A 12949-nucleotide genomic window follows, 5' to 3' on the forward strand; every position below is an offset into this window, starting at 1 on the left:
GCGGGTGAGTGACGACCCGCCAGAGGAAAGCCAAGATCATGTCCAGAATTCCCTGCGTGTTGATGCGTGGCGGTACGTCACGCGGCCCCTTCTTTTTGGCCTCCGATCTGCCCGAGAACCGGGACGAGCGCGACGCGATCCTGATTGCGGCGATGGGTTCGGGCCACCCTTTGCAGATCGACGGGATCGGCGGCGGCAATCCCCTGACCAGCAAGGTGGCCATCATTGGCCCCGGCGAACAGCCGGGCGCCGATATCGACTATCTCTTTGCCCAGGTGAATGTCGAAAAGGCCCTGGTCGATACGGCGCCGAATTGCGGCAACATGCTGGCGGCTGTCGGTCCCTTCGCCATTGAACAGGGGCTGGTCCCGGCGAGCGACCCAGAGACGCGATTGACGATCCTGAACGTCAATACCGGCAAGCGGATCGAGGCAACGGTCCAGACGCCCGGCGGTGCTGTCAGCTACGAGGGCGACACGGCCATCGCCGGCGTTCCGGGCACCGCGGCGCCGGTGCGACTGGCCTTCCTGGATGCGGCGGGCTCGAAAACGGGCAAGCTCTTGCCCACGGGCGCATTGCAGGACGATGTGCAGGGCGTCAGCGTAACCCATTTCGATATGGCGGTTGCGGCCGTACTGGTCGCCGCCACCAGCCTTGGCAAGACCGGCCGCGAAAGCCCGGCCGAACTGGACGCCGATCGGGATTTCATGACCCGCCTCGAGGCGCGGCGCCTGCAATCGGGGCAGATGATGGGGCTTGGTGATGTCAGCGCCATGGTCATTCCCAAGCCCATCCTGCTAGCCCTGCCGACGGCTGGCGCAACCATCACGGCGCGCTATTTCATGCCGCACGCCTGCCATACCGCCGTGGCCATTACCGGTGCCGTCTGTATCGCGGCAGCCTGCTGCACGGCAGGAACAGTTGCGAATGAACTGGCCGTCCTGCCCGAGCCGGATGCGCAGGGCCGCAGGCTGCTGATCATCGAACACCCATCGGGCCGTACACCCGTCGAGATCGAACAGGACCAAGAGACCGGGGAAATCCGCCGTGTCTCGGTCATCCGAACGGCACGCAGGCTTTTCGATGGCTTCGTGCATATCCGCGACAAAGTCGCATAAAAGATCCCCAAGGAGGAGGAATACCTTATGAAGCTGCTGAACAAATCTGGCATGCGGTCGATGTTTCTGGGCGCGGCTGCGATCCTTGCCATGCCGATCTCGCTGAGCGCGCAGGACTTTTCCGGCGAAACCATCGAGTGGACAATCCCCTTCGGCGTCGGTGGCGGCACCGATGTCTGGGCGCGGTTCTTTGCGCCGCAACTGTCCGATGCCCTGCCGGGGAAGCCCACGGTGGTGGTGCTGAACGTGCCGGGCGGCGGTTCGATCTCGGGGGCGAACCAGTTCGCCATGCGCGCCAGCGATGATGGGTTGTCGATCCTGGGAACCTCGGCCTCCACCCAGTACCCTGCGCTTTTGGGCGATCCGCGGGTCCGCTATGACTTTGCCGACTGGACCGCGGTGCTCGCGTCGCCCACCGGCGGTGTGGTCTATGTCGATCCGAAATATGGCGTGACCGGCCCGCAGGACATCGACAAGCTGCGCGGCGAAGAGATCCGTTTCGCCAGCCAGGGGGCGACCGCGCTGGAAATGCCGGTGCTCCTGGGCTTCAAGATGCTGGGCCTGAACATCAAGCCGGTCTTCGGCATGGAGAGCCGCGGCGCCGGTCGTCTGGCCTTCGAACGTGGCGAAGCGGGTATCGACTTCCAGACCAGCTCGGCCTTCATCAGCAGCGTGCAGCCGCTGGTCGATGGCGGCAAGGCGGTTCCGCTGTTCACGCTTGGCGTGGTGGACGCAGACGGCAATGTCGCCCGCGATCCATCCTTCCCTGATATGCCCACCTTCGTCGAATTCTACGAACAGGCCACGGGTGCCAAGCCCGAGGGCGAGGCCTTCGAGGCCTGGAAGGCACTGATGCTGGCGGGCTTCTCGCTGCAGAAGATGGTGGTGCTGCCGAAAGATGCCCCGGCCGAAGTGATCGCGGCCTATGGCGATGCGGCGAAGGCGATCGTCGAAGCGCCGGATTTCCGCCAGCGCGCCGGGGATGAACTTGGCGATTACGAGCAGCTTGTCGGACCCGATGCCGACGCGGCCCTGAAAGAGGCACTCACCCTCGATCCCGGCATCCAGCAGTTCCTGACGAACTGGCTGTCGGAAGACTACAACGTGCGGATGTGACCTCACCGGCGGGACGATCTGTCCCGCCATAAGCTCTTGGGAGGAAAATAAAATGTTTGATATCGCGCTGTCCGCGCTGGGTCAGGTCATGTCCGGCGGGCACCTTGCCTTCCTTGTTCTCGGTGTCTGCGTTGGCCTGATCGTCGGGATCCTGCCCGGTCTCGGCGGCATCGCCGGCATGTCGATCCTGCTGCCGTTTCTCTACGGGATGGACCCGGTCTCGGCCCTTGGTATGCTGATCGGCATGGTCGCCGTAATTCCGACCGGCGACACCTTCACCTCGGTGATGATGGGGATACCCGGCTCGAGCGCCAGCCAGGCAACCGTTCTGGACGGCTTTCCCATGGCCAAGCGCGGCGAGGCCGCGAGGGCGCTGTCCGCCGCCTTTACGAGCTCGCTTCTTGGGGGGATCATCGGGGCGCTGGTCCTGTCCTTTGCCATCGTCATGGCGCGCCCGCTGGTCCTGTCCTTTTCCTCGGCCGAGCTGTTCATGCTGACCATATTCGGCCTGTCGATGGTGGCGGTGCTTTCTGGGCGCAGCCTGACCAAGGGTATTGCCGCCGCCGGCATCGGCCTTGTTATCGGCTCGATCGGTACGGCGCCGGCCACCGGCGAGGCGCGGATGACCTTTGGTATCGACTATCTCTATGACGGGGTGCCGCTGGTTGTCGTCGCGATGGGCCTCTTCGCCATTCCCGAGGTCATCGACCTGTTGAAGCGTGGTACTGCGATTTCGGAAACCACGGGTCTTGGCGGTGGCTGGGGCAAGGGCATGCGCGACGTGCTGCGCCATCCCTGGCTGGTCGCCCGCTGCGCCAGCCTTGGCTGCGTCATCGGTGCGCTGCCGGGTCTTGGCGGCGCGGTCGTGGACTGGATCGCCTATAGCCACGTCGTCCAGACCAGCCGCGACAAATCGCAATTCGGCAAGGGCGATGTGCGCGGCGTGATCGCGCCGGAATCGGCCAATAACGCCTGTCAGGGCGGTGCGCTGATCCCGACGCTGCTGTTCGGCGTGCCCGGCTCGGGCTCGATGGCGGTGTTTCTGGGCGGCATGGTGCTCTTGGGCATCCAGCCCGGCGTGACCATGGTCGAGACCCGGCTGGACCTGACCTATACGATCATCTGGTCGCTTGCGCTGGCCAATGTCGTCGGCGCCGGGCTTTGTGTCATGCTGGCGCGGCCCGTGGCCCGTCTGACGCAGGTGCCCTTCGTCTATCTGGCGCCCTTCATGGTGATGATCGCCATGTTTGCAGCCTTCCAGGCCTCGCGCTCGATGGCCGACCTTGTCGCGCTGATCGTCATGGGCGCTGTGGGCATCTACATGCGCCGCTTCGGCTGGCCGCGTCCGGCGCTGCTGATCGGCTTCGTGCTGGCTCCGGGGGCCGAGAACTATCTGTATCAGGCGGTCCAGTTCTATGACTGGGGCTGGATCACCCGGCCGGGTGTCATCATCATCGCGCTGATCACGGTCGTCTCGGTCTTCCTTGGCCTGCGCTTCGGCGCCGAGATCTCCAGCGAGGGTGAAAGCGATAGCGCCGACCAACAGACCCGTGGCCGCCAGGTCGCCTTCGCCGGCCTGTTGCTTCTGGTCGCCGCCTATTGCGTCTTCGAGGCAGCACAACTCAGCTTCCTGGGGATGGTCTTCCCGCTGATCATCGGCATCCTTGCGCTGATCGCCTCGCTGGCGGTGGTCCTGCGGATCAGGTCGGGACGCGCGGCCGAGATCCACGACGACGATGCCAGCCTGACGCTTGCGGGCGAGTCCTCGGGACGCGAGAGGTACCTGGCGATCTTCGCCGGGCTGGTCGCGCTGATCTGGCTGATCGGCTTCATCCCGGCGATGGTCGTGTTCTTCCCTGCGTTCCTGATCATCGCCGGCAAGGCAAGACCGCTGACTGCGGCAATGATGACGGCCGGCGCAGTGGGCTTCATCAGCCTGATCACCTGGGCCATGACCCTGCGCCTGCCCGAGGGGCTGCTTGGCCTCACGCTGTTCTGACCCAGGCTTATCCTGCGGCCGCAACGACGCGCGGCCGCAGGAGCGTCAAAGGCAAGCGGTGCAGTTTGATTGATGACTGGTGTCACCTTCAAGGCGGGTGTCTCTGCCGGGCATGAGGTCTATTTCTCGGTAACCGAGGTTGGGGTCTTAAACTCGCTTCGCATGCGCATGCGAATGTCTGTGAACGCGACGGTTTGCAGAGGCGAAAATTCGGATGAAACATGGGCTTGTTTTCCGGATGCCCCGGTTGGCGTACCTCATTTGAAGCGTTCGCTTTTCGGCTCATGGCCTGCTCCCGTCTTGTCCTCATTCAGAAGTTGGCTCTGTTCAGGGTGTGGTCCCTCATCGAGCGGCTTAGGAATTCCCGCAGGTAGGCCCTTCGAAGTTCGTTTGCGGGCGGCGGTGATTGCAGCCGTCGTGCCATGCCGCGATCAAGCGAAGGGTTTGGGACAGGCCGCAGAACAGGTGATCTTTCAGGCACTCGTTGCGCATAGGGCCGTTGAAGCTCTCGACGAAGCCGCGTTTCGCATCGGTTACCCGGGCTCGATGGAATGCCACTCGACCTTCCGGTCCTGCTAACAGGTCATGATCGCGTCCGGCCTCAGTTCGGTGCCATTATCGCTGGCCACCTTGCAGGGATAGCCCGCAACTCCGGGTTCCGATGCAGTTCTCGCGCCACAGGATCGCCGGAGCACGAGGGGGCGACGACAGCCGCGAGTCACTCCCGGCTGAAGCCGTCGATGATAGAGGACCCGGAACCGGCGGCCCCAGACCAAGCTGCCAGACATCGAGCCATGAGAATGTCACTGGTCCGAGTGACCATGGCGAGGATCTACGTACTAGCGCTGGTCCGATTCCTGCGGGATCGCCATCGGCGCACGGGTGTCGAGCGACCGTTTGCGGCCGCCACGCTTTCGCACTATCAGCCGCTCCTCCCGGTAAATGCGGTAGGCATGTTTCAGTTCATGCCCAAGCCTTCCGCTCAATCAGGAGGCGCAGACTGCGATAGCCGATGCGCTGAAACTGGCCGCCGAGTCCCCGGCGCTGTTCCATGGCCTGGCCTTGGTCCAGTTGACTGCGCTGGCCAGCTTCCTATTACTGATGGCCGTCGGTCTATGGCGCGGTACATCGGAAGGCATTGCACTAGCTTTCTACATCGGCTTCGCCATCGGCCAGTCACCCTCTATTCGCCAACCGTGGTGTCTGGCTTTCTGGGAGGTGTTGCCTTCATGTATGGGACGGTTGAGATCACAAGATCCGAGGTCTGCCGCTTTTCCCCGAACACACTCCTCTGTGACTTGTACCTCAAGGGGCTGGAGGTCTTAGAAGCACCGCAAAGAGGTCAAGGTGAGACATGAGACGGCTAACGGCATTGCGAATGGTTCTGTGGGGGGCGGTCGTTCTGGCAGCTGCCGGATCGGTGTTCCTCTATCAGCGCCAACCGGCCCGGCAGATCGAGACTGTCGAAGCCTTCCAGCCTGAATTCGCGCTTACCGATGCAGATGGCAATATCCGGCAAAGTGAAGAATTTCGCGGGCGCTATCAGCTGGTCTTCTTCGGCTTCACCAATTGCCCTGATGTCTGCCCGACCACGCTTTCAGAGGTGGCGCAGGTCATGGACGATCTTGGACCTGACGCTGCAAAGGTGCAGCCGGTGTTCATCTCGATTGACCCCGAACGTGACCGGCAGATGGGCCTTGATGAATTCACGGCGGCATTCCACCCGTCGATCATTGGACTGGCTGGCGACGACGTCGCGACAAGGGCCGCAGCCGACAGCTTCAAGATCTTCTTCGAGCGCGAGGAAGACCCGGCCGCGCCGGACGGTTACTCGATGTCGCACAGCCCCGCGCTTTACCTGATTGGACCCCACGGGGACTGGCTTCGCCAATACACCTATGGAACCCCGGCCAGTGAAATTCTTGCCGATCTGAAATCGAGGCTCTGATGCGGAATATCTTTCTGGGCAGTCTGGCAATGGTGCTGTTTGCCAGCGCGGCGCAGGCTTGCGAAACCGCTGCGCTTGGCGATCTGGCCATCGGCGACGCGTGGTCGCGCGCCACGATCGGCGCGACCCGACCGGCGGTGTTCTACGTCGCGATTACCAATGCGGGTGCGCAGGACGATGCGCTGACTGGGATCACCACACCGGCGGCCGCGATGGCGATGCTGCACGAAACCGTGGTCAAGGACGGCGTGGCCTCGATGCCCCATGCGATGCGTGTACAGGTTCCGGCCGGGCAGACCACCGAACTGGCACCCGGAGGCTATCACGGCATGCTGATGCAGCTGGCCTCGGCGTTGAACGAGGGTGACAGCTTTCCTGTTACCTTGACCTTCGAGAAGGCCGGCGAGGTGACGGTGAATGTCGACGTTCTGTCGCTGCGCTCTGAGGGGCCGACATGCGACGACGCCAGCTGATCCTGTCCGTTGCAGGCGTCGCTGCGGCCGCCGCCGGCACGCTGGCGCTTGGCGCGTGGCGCAGCAATCGTGACCAGCCTGTCAGTGGGGTGCCCTTTCCCCTGACCGCGATGACCTGGCGTCTGACCGATCATCGCGGGACCGAGGTGACGCCAAGGGACTGGATCGGTCGTCCGGCCATGGTGTTCTTCGGCTTCACCTCCTGTCCCGATGTCTGTCCGACCACGCTGATCGATATTTCGGGCTGGCTCGAGGCCCTGGGTGCGGATGCCGACCGGCTGACCGTCGCCCTGATCACCGTCGATCCAGAGCGGGACAGGCCCGAGGTGCTTGCCGACTACCTGGCCTATTTCGATCCGCGCATCGCTGGATATACCGGCAGCGCCGATGACCTTGCGCTGGTCGCCACCGAATTTCGCGCCCGTTACGAAAAGATCGCGCAGGGCGATGATTACACGATGAACCACACCGCCGGGGTCTTTCTGTTCCACCGTGACGGGCGCTTTGCCAATATCATCGATTTCCACGAGGATCGCCGCTTTGCCGTCCCAAAGATCAGGCGCATCCTGGCCTGATGTGATGAGCAATCCGTGAATTGAATCACGGGGTAGGCGTATTTAGTTTGTCACACGAAACTCGTTCGTAACCCTGATTGAAGATGCGCCGCTGGATGTGTTCATTGCTTGTTGGTCTGTTCGCCCTGGGCGTCATGATGCAGCATGGACAATCGGTGCGCGCCGCGGACATGCCCGTTCACGACATTGCCGCATTGATGGCTGCAGCTGCAAACGATGCCGCTTGGCCAGATGACCCGAGCTACCGCGCATCGGCGGCCGGGATGTCCGACGGCTGCCCAAACACATGTACTGTTGCACCTTTGCCTTGGGACATCGCCCTGCAGGTCTCGCCGATGGACAGCGCGACGACGATGAAGCGGCAGTTCAGGACCGCCAGGCAGGAAGGGCGTCTCGTCAGCCCCGGATACCGCCCACCAAGACCCGTCTGAATGCTGCGCGCTGCACCTGCCGGGGTGCCCGATCACGTTCACCCCATGGGCCCGGACGGAATGTTCACATGACACTCCTACCGACGGGCCGCAGCTTTCTGGCCGCAGCGCGGTTTGCCCCAGCGGCAACGGGCCCATCCGGCGCACCGGCCTTCTCAACCAGGAACCAAATCCAAACAGGAGCACCAAGATGCTGACACGACGGCATTTCATTCAAACGACGACCGCGCTCTTCTCGGCCGCTGCCGCCAGCCCGGTTCTCGCCTCGTCCTGGCCCGATGCCGCGCAGAAGGCCGCATGGGATGCCGAGGTGACGCCCCCGGGCCCCAATCCATGGGGACTTCATCCGCGTTTCCTGCCGCAGCGCATTGTCGCGAATCCGGGCCTGGTGCCGGGGGATATCCATGTCGATGCGGTCGCTCGCTACCTCTATCACATCGAGGAGGGCGGCACGGCGATGCGCTACGGCGTCGCCATCGGTCGGGGGGATCTCTACGAGCCCGGCACCTATGAGATCAAACGCAAGGTGCAGTGGCCGCACTGGACGCCGACCCAGAACATGATCAAGCGCGAACCCGAGATCTATGCACAGTTCGCGGGTGGCATGGAGCCCGGCCCGCAGAATGCGCTCGGTTCGCGGGCGCTGTATCTCTATGTCGGGGACCGCGATACCTACCTGCGGATCCACGGTACGCCGTTTCCGACCTCGATCGGCAGCCGGGCCAGTTCCGGCTGCGTCCGCATGGTGATGTCCCATATCAATGAGCTCTATCCGCTGGTGCAGATCGGATCGACGGCCCATCTCTATTCGCCGGAAGGCAGCGTGACGGCCCTGAGCTGAGCCGTCACGGCTTCGGCGGCCGGCAGTGTCAGGACGGGAGTGCTTTGCAGATCTGGTTGCCGTTCGCCGCGCGCAGCGGCACCAGCGTCGTCTCGACCTGCCCGGCATGGGAATACCAATAGCAATTGTCCGCGGCGACCAGTGTCGCCGTGGTCAGGTCCTGGTTGGGACCGGCGATGGCCACGACTTCCGGCGGGATGGGGTAGGGCGAGGCGTTCTCGACCGCAGTCTCGGCGGTGCGCGCGGTACAACCTGCGGCCAGCAGAAGTGTCATGGTGATCGCTGCGGTTCGTTTCTGCATCAGTTCGTCCTTCAGTTGGTCGGGCAGGTTCTTGTTCGGCGCCCAAGGTTACAGTGTCCTGTCTCGTGTCACGCGGGCCTGGATTGCCCGCTCACGCTCGGGCCAGGTGGATTTGATATAGGCCAGGATGGCCGAGATCTGATCGTCGCCCAAGACCTCGCCGAAGCCCGGCATGTCGCTTTCATAGCCGTTACCCACAACCGCAGCCGAGCCGTCGCGGATGATCTGTTCCAGCAGCGCGTCGGCATGGTGCCATGTGTGTCCGGTTTCATCATGGGGCGGCGCGGGGTAGCGACCGTTTTCAAGCGGGATCTTCCAGTCCGGTTGGCCCTGCAGGTTCGCTCCATGGCAAGAGGCGCAGTTTTCATCGTAGAGCTCCTGACCAAGTGCGATGACGGCCGTGTCCGCGACAACCATTCCGGACGTCCCGTTTACGCGCCACATGGTCAAGACCGCAGCGGCCAGAGCGGCCGCTGCAACAAGGGAAAGTGATCCGCGCGTCATCCGCTACTCGTCCGATGGGAAGGGCCGCCAAACGCCGGCCGAGCCGCCCCAGGCGATGACGTCTGCGGTCGCATCGACCCCGCCACCCATGCCCGGAGAGCCGGCCGGCATCCCCGGCACCGCGATCCCGATTAGGTCGGGACGCTGCTGCAGAAGCTGCCGGATGGCCGCGAAGGGTACGTGGCCTTCGACGACATAGCCGTCGATCCGGGCGGTGTGGCAGGACCACAGCTTCTCTGGGACCTTGGCCGCGCGCTTCATGCCTTCGTAATCGGCGGTCTCGGTGATCTCGACCTCGAACCCGGCCTCGATGGCCAGATCCGCCCATGCGCCGCAGCAGTCGCAGCCCGGGTCCTTGGTGATGCTGAGAAGGTTAGGCCTTTCGCCCGAACCTGTCGCCGCCCTTGCAAGCGTTGAGCTGGTGGCGAGTGCCGCCGCCATGGCAAGCATCGCCCCGCGGCGCGAGAGGCAAGATTTGTTCATACCTGGTCTCCTATCGGGATTTTCGCACCATGGAGCCTGAGACCCGCGAAATGGCGCAACCTTGAGTGGCTCGGCCCGTCGGGCCAAGCGAAGTCAGGCAGAAGCGCATTGAGGAGGGCGCAGTGGAAGGCCGAGCTCGGTTGTTTCTGCGAGCCACTGCGAGGGGAAATGCTCGACCTTCCTTGGCAAGCAGGCATCAAGCGGCATTGCGCCGGCGGGATGAACGGCGACGCACATTGCGCAGGCGCCGTGCCGGGGTTTCTGCGACTCGGGGCAGCATTCATGAGTGGTCTGCACGACCCCCGGCCCCATGGTTGCTGTCGTAAGCTGTTGCCCCGCTGATTCAGTGCCCGACGGAACCAGGGTCATGTTGATTGCCAGAAGAAGGACCAGCAGCCCGGACAGCAGGAAACGCATCAATCCCGCACCTTTTCCAGCAATTCGACGACTTCTCGGAACATCACGCGCTGGCGGTCTTGATCGCCGGACTGGATCGCGGTTTCCATGCAGACTCTCGCGTGATCCTCGATCAACAGGCGCTCGACGGCGCGAAGGGCCGAACGGATGGCAGCGGTCTGGTTCAGGACGTCGACGCAATAGCGCCCATCCTCGACCATGCGCGACACGCCCTGCACCTGCCCGGCAAGCCGCGACAGGCGCATCAGGATCGCATCCCGGTTCTGCTTGTCATGCGTCAAGGGCGGGCTCCGGTTGGCGATATTCTGTCCGCTTCTCTATACCCGGCAGGGGTATGCGGCAAGCTTGGTATAGGGGTATGTGACAAGCTTGGTATATTGACCCGCCCGCTCGAGTGAAGGGTTTCAGTCTTAGCGCATGACGGGTCTTGGTGCTAAAGCTATGGTCTTATACCCGTTTCGGCGGGCGCACAGGCGGTTGCGGTTTGAGCTGCGATGAACTCGCGAGGCGAGCGCATTTTCTGTCCAAATTGTGGGTGTTCGTCATTGTAGTCCTCGATTCAATCTCAGATCAATCCGAGAACGGTTTGGGTATCCGGCAGAAAGGTCACTGGAAGTAGTCGCGCTTCAGCATCGTCACGAAGGCCCCCGAGATGCCGTTGCTCTACGGGTTCTGGATCGGCGTGAAGCAGCAGGCTCCTCACCTTCTGAGCGCACTGCACTTTCATGGCGGCGTCACCAGCCCGCTGCCATGACCAAGGCCGAAAACTCCGGCTTCAGGCGGTCCAAAATCGGTAGGCAGAGCAATGACCACCGGACACCGGTCGCGACAAGAGGAAAGAACAGTGGCAGGTCACCATGTTCCTCGGCCTTACGTGCGCCCGCGCGGGCAATGCGAAGGATTTGGGCGTTGTCATGCGCATCGCCATCAAGGCGGGCATGGGCGCGCAAATCCTTGAGTGTGACAGGGTATGCGGTAAAGCGGTTCAGGCGTTCGATAATCATTCCACCTCCCGCACTTCTGCGAAGGACAGGAACGCCGCCCGATCGTCAGGCGTAAGTCGCGCAAAACTGGTGGTGCAGTACGCTTTCAGCTCGGCCCGGCTGGCCCAAGCCGCCCATTCCCGCGCCTCGGTCATGATGGCGTTGAAGATCGGCAGCGGCTGACCGGGGCGCAGGGCCTCGATCATGATCTCCAGAAAGGGCAGCCGGTTGGACGGGTCGCAATCGGCCACAGCGCGGGCCAACACCCTTGCCGCCGATTCCCGCCGCGTGTTATTCTCGATCCATTCGAACCACGAATGCAGATCAGCCCCGATTGCGCCCGCCTGCGCGTCGGGGTTTTCGTTTTCGGTGAGAACGTCCCCGGAACACCGCGTGTCAATAGCGTGCCAACCCAGCTGGGGCGTTCTTGTCTCGTTCTGCGCGAAGTTGCCGGAAGCTGCATGGACGACTTCGCAAGACTCTTTGTCTATTGCGTAAATTTCGGGGTTCGCGTAGAGGCGTCCGTGGGACACCCCTCCCCAACGAGGGGCTTTTAGCTGGAAGGCTAGCCATGACTGATCTGACGATTCCGGTTGCGCGCCCGGTGAATCCGCGCTTCTCCTCTGGCCCTTGCGCCAAGATCCCCCATTACAATCTGGACCTCTTGTCGGACGCTCCGCTTGGTCGCTCGCATCGTGCCGCCGTCGGCAAGGCGAAGCTGGCCGAGGCGATCGAGCTGACCCGCGAGGTCCTGCGCGTGCCCGCCGATTACCGTATCGGCATCGTGCCCGGTTCGGATACTGGCGCGGTCGAGATGGCCATGTGGTCGCTGCTGGGCCAGCGCCCGGTCGAGATGCTGGCCTGGGAAAGCTTTGGCGAAGGCTGGGTCACCGATGCGGTGAAGCAGCTGAAGCTGGACGCCACGGTGCGCAAGGCTGATTACGGCCAGATCGTCGACCTGGCAGAGGTCGATTTCGACAAGGACGTGGTCTTTACCTGGAACGGCACCACCTCGGGCGTGCGGGTGCCGAATGGCGATGCCATCCCGGCGGACCGCGACGGGCTGACCATCTGCGACGCCACCAGCGCCGCTTTTGCCATGGACCTGCCCTGGGACAAGCTGGATGTGGTCACCTTCAGCTGGCAGAAGGTGCTGGGCGGCGAGGGTGCACATGGGATGCTGATCCTGTCGCCGCGCGCGGTCGAGCGGCTGGAGACCTATACCCCGGCCTGGCCGCTGCCGAAGATCTTCCGCATGACCAAGGGCGGCAAGCTGATCGAGGGCATCTTCAAGGGCGAGACGATCAACACGCCCTCGATGCTGGCGGTCGAGGATTACCTCGTTTCGCTGAAATGGGCGCAATCCATCGGCGGGCTGAAGGGCCTGATCGCCCGTTGCGACGCCAATTCCGGCGCGGTGCGCGATTTCATCGCGGGCAAGGACTGGATCGCCGATCTGGCGGTCGATCCGGCGACGGCCTCGACCACGTCGGTCTGCGTGAAATTCACCGATCCGGCGATCAAGGACGGTGCCGCCTTTGCCAAGGCCGTCGCCAAGCGGCTGGAGAAGGATGGCGTGGCGCTGGATGCTGGCGCTTACCGCGATGCGCCGGCTGGTCTCAGGATCTGGTGCGGGGCGACGGTCGAGGCGAGCGACGTTCAGGCGCTGATGCCCTGGATCGAATACGCCTATCGCGCCGAACTGGCTGCGCAATAAGCCGAACGCACGGACCGGGGGCCAGCCCCCGGACCCCCGGGAT

General features: G+C 63.3%; 17 protein-coding genes and 1 pseudogene. 9 read left to right on the forward strand and 9 right to left on the reverse strand.

Going from position 1 to position 12949, the window contains the following annotated elements; genetic code table 11:
• Window positions 1–38 precede the first annotated feature (38 nt).
• Genes CX676_RS14950 through CX676_RS14960 form a run of 3 tightly spaced genes read left to right on the forward strand, consistent with a single transcriptional unit; the run spans window position 39 to window position 4233 of the window.
• Window positions 39–1118: a 4-oxalomesaconate tautomerase gene (locus CX676_RS14950; RefSeq protein WP_101754364.1), complete on the forward strand. Its 1080-nt coding sequence runs from the start codon at window positions 39–41 to the stop codon at window positions 1116–1118.
• 27 nt (window positions 1119–1145) lie between these two features.
• The gene (locus CX676_RS14955; RefSeq protein WP_101753324.1) at window positions 1146–2234 is read left to right on the forward strand and encodes a Bug family tripartite tricarboxylate transporter substrate binding protein; all 1089 of its coding nucleotides are present in this window, start codon (window positions 1146–1148) and stop codon (window positions 2232–2234) included.
• A gap of 52 nt (window positions 2235–2286) precedes the next feature.
• Window positions 2287–4233: a tripartite tricarboxylate transporter permease gene (locus CX676_RS14960; protein WP_101753325.1), complete on the forward strand. Its 1947-nt coding sequence runs from the start codon at window positions 2287–2289 to the stop codon at window positions 4231–4233.
• Window positions 4234–4587: 354 nt separating this feature from the next.
• Here the strand turns inward: CX676_RS14960 and CX676_RS23320 are convergent, their stop codons facing one another.
• Window positions 4588–4725 carry an integrase core domain-containing protein gene (locus CX676_RS23320; protein ID WP_101753326.1) on the reverse strand — a complete coding sequence of 46 codons (138 nt, stop codon included), beginning with the start codon at window positions 4723–4725 and terminating at the stop codon, window positions 4588–4590.
• An 886-nt stretch (window positions 4726–5611) separates the two neighbouring features.
• Here CX676_RS23320 and CX676_RS14970 point away from each other — a divergent pair.
• From CX676_RS14970 to CX676_RS14990, 5 genes are all read left to right on the forward strand, one after another.
• On the forward strand, window positions 5612–6181 hold the full coding sequence (locus CX676_RS14970; RefSeq protein WP_232816475.1) for an SCO family protein: 570 nt from the start codon (window positions 5612–5614) through the stop codon (window positions 6179–6181).
• A complete protein-coding gene (locus tag CX676_RS14975; protein ID WP_101753328.1) occupies window positions 6181–6654 on the forward strand; it encodes a copper chaperone PCu(A)C in 474 nt (157 codons plus the stop codon). Before CX676_RS14970 ends, CX676_RS14975 begins: the two co-directional genes overlap by 1 nt.
• Window positions 6636–7229 carry an SCO family protein gene (locus CX676_RS14980; protein ID WP_101753329.1) on the forward strand — a complete coding sequence of 198 codons (594 nt, stop codon included), beginning with the start codon at window positions 6636–6638 and terminating at the stop codon, window positions 7227–7229. Before CX676_RS14975 ends, CX676_RS14980 begins: the two co-directional genes overlap by 19 nt.
• 83 nt (window positions 7230–7312) lie before the next feature.
• Window positions 7313–7660: a hypothetical protein gene (locus CX676_RS14985; RefSeq protein ID WP_101753330.1), complete on the forward strand. Its 348-nt coding sequence runs from the start codon at window positions 7313–7315 to the stop codon at window positions 7658–7660.
• Between the two features lie 190 nt (window positions 7661–7850).
• Window positions 7851–8501 (forward strand): L,D-transpeptidase, encoded by a 651-nt coding sequence (locus CX676_RS14990; RefSeq protein ID WP_101753331.1) that lies wholly within the window; start codon window positions 7851–7853, stop codon window positions 8499–8501.
• Window positions 8502–8529: 28 nt separating this feature from the next.
• Here the strand turns inward: CX676_RS14990 and CX676_RS14995 are convergent, their stop codons facing one another.
• The 8 genes and pseudogenes from CX676_RS14995 to CX676_RS15025 form a co-directional block, all read right to left on the reverse strand.
• Window positions 8530–8802, reverse strand: coding sequence for a hypothetical protein (locus tag CX676_RS14995; RefSeq protein ID WP_101753332.1), 273 nt, complete (start codon window positions 8800–8802; stop codon window positions 8530–8532).
• Window positions 8803–8850: 48 nt separating this feature from the next.
• The gene (locus tag CX676_RS15000; protein WP_101753333.1) at window positions 8851–9306 is read right to left on the reverse strand and encodes a c-type cytochrome; all 456 of its coding nucleotides are present in this window, start codon (window positions 9304–9306) and stop codon (window positions 8851–8853) included.
• A gap of 3 nt (window positions 9307–9309) precedes the next feature.
• Complete coding sequence (locus tag CX676_RS15005) at window positions 9310–9789, reverse strand: DUF411 domain-containing protein (RefSeq protein ID WP_101753334.1); 480 nt, start codon at window positions 9787–9789, stop codon at window positions 9310–9312.
• 93 nt (window positions 9790–9882) lie between these two features.
• Window positions 9883–10206, reverse strand: coding sequence for a hypothetical protein (locus CX676_RS22600; protein WP_157935960.1), 324 nt, complete (start codon window positions 10204–10206; stop codon window positions 9883–9885).
• Window positions 10206–10487, reverse strand: a complete 282-nt coding sequence (locus CX676_RS15010; protein ID WP_101753335.1) for a metal-sensitive transcriptional regulator — start codon at window positions 10485–10487, stop codon at window positions 10206–10208. Before CX676_RS15010 ends, CX676_RS22600 begins: the two co-directional genes overlap by 1 nt.
• A gap of 158 nt (window positions 10488–10645) precedes the next feature.
• Window positions 10646–10896 (reverse strand): annotated as a pseudogene (locus CX676_RS15015) (IS3 family transposase); the annotation flags it as partial.
• Window positions 10897–10940: 44 nt separating this feature from the next.
• Window positions 10941–11210, reverse strand: coding sequence for a hypothetical protein (locus CX676_RS15020; protein ID WP_101753336.1), 270 nt, complete (start codon window positions 11208–11210; stop codon window positions 10941–10943).
• Window positions 11207–11722, reverse strand: coding sequence for a hypothetical protein (locus CX676_RS15025; RefSeq protein ID WP_101753337.1), 516 nt, complete (start codon window positions 11720–11722; stop codon window positions 11207–11209). Before CX676_RS15025 ends, CX676_RS15020 begins: the two co-directional genes overlap by 4 nt.
• 38 nt (window positions 11723–11760) lie before the next feature.
• On the opposite strand from CX676_RS15025, the gene CX676_RS15030 reads away from it, so the two are divergent.
• Complete coding sequence (locus CX676_RS15030) at window positions 11761–12906, forward strand: phosphoserine transaminase (RefSeq protein ID WP_101753338.1); 1146 nt, start codon at window positions 11761–11763, stop codon at window positions 12904–12906.
• Window positions 12907–12949 lie beyond the last annotated feature (43 nt).

It is taken from the genome of Paracoccus zhejiangensis, assembly GCF_002847445.1.
GTDB classification, from domain to species: domain Bacteria; phylum Pseudomonadota; class Alphaproteobacteria; order Rhodobacterales; family Rhodobacteraceae; genus Paracoccus; species Paracoccus zhejiangensis.

Excerpts from the sequence above, each read along its gene's own strand:
- CX676_RS14960 (WP_101753325.1), top strand. The coding sequence starts at position 2,287 with ATGTTTGATATCGCGCTGTCCGCGCTGGGTCAGGTCATGTCCGGCGGG.
- CX676_RS14950 (WP_101754364.1), top strand. The coding sequence starts at position 39 with ATGTCCAGAATTCCCTGCGTGTTGATGCGTGGCGGTACGTCACGCGGC.
- CX676_RS15020 (WP_101753336.1), bottom strand. The coding sequence starts at position 11,210 with ATGATTATCGAACGCCTGAACCGCTTTACCGCATACCCTGTCACACTC.
- CX676_RS15030 (WP_101753338.1), top strand. The coding sequence starts at position 11,761 with ATGACTGATCTGACGATTCCGGTTGCGCGCCCGGTGAATCCGCGCTTC.
- CX676_RS15005 (WP_101753334.1), bottom strand. The coding sequence starts at position 9,789 with ATGAACAAATCTTGCCTCTCGCGCCGCGGGGCGATGCTTGCCATGGCG.
- CX676_RS14955 (WP_101753324.1), top strand. The coding sequence starts at position 1,146 with ATGAAGCTGCTGAACAAATCTGGCATGCGGTCGATGTTTCTGGGCGCG.
- CX676_RS14990 (WP_101753331.1), top strand. The coding sequence starts at position 7,851 with ATGCTGACACGACGGCATTTCATTCAAACGACGACCGCGCTCTTCTCG.
- CX676_RS14970 (WP_232816475.1), top strand. The coding sequence starts at position 5,612 with ATGGTTCTGTGGGGGGCGGTCGTTCTGGCAGCTGCCGGATCGGTGTTC.
- CX676_RS14975 (WP_101753328.1), top strand. The coding sequence starts at position 6,181 with ATGCGGAATATCTTTCTGGGCAGTCTGGCAATGGTGCTGTTTGCCAGC.
- CX676_RS14980 (WP_101753329.1), top strand. The coding sequence starts at position 6,636 with ATGCGACGACGCCAGCTGATCCTGTCCGTTGCAGGCGTCGCTGCGGCC.
- CX676_RS14995 (WP_101753332.1), bottom strand. The coding sequence starts at position 8,802 with ATGCAGAAACGAACCGCAGCGATCACCATGACACTTCTGCTGGCCGCA.
- CX676_RS22600 (WP_157935960.1), bottom strand. The coding sequence starts at position 10,206 with ATGCGTTTCCTGCTGTCCGGGCTGCTGGTCCTTCTTCTGGCAATCAAC.
- CX676_RS23320 (WP_101753326.1), bottom strand. The coding sequence starts at position 4,725 with ATGCGCAACGAGTGCCTGAAAGATCACCTGTTCTGCGGCCTGTCCCAA.
- CX676_RS14985 (WP_101753330.1), top strand. The coding sequence starts at position 7,313 with ATGCGCCGCTGGATGTGTTCATTGCTTGTTGGTCTGTTCGCCCTGGGC.
- CX676_RS15000 (WP_101753333.1), bottom strand. The coding sequence starts at position 9,306 with ATGACGCGCGGATCACTTTCCCTTGTTGCAGCGGCCGCTCTGGCCGCT.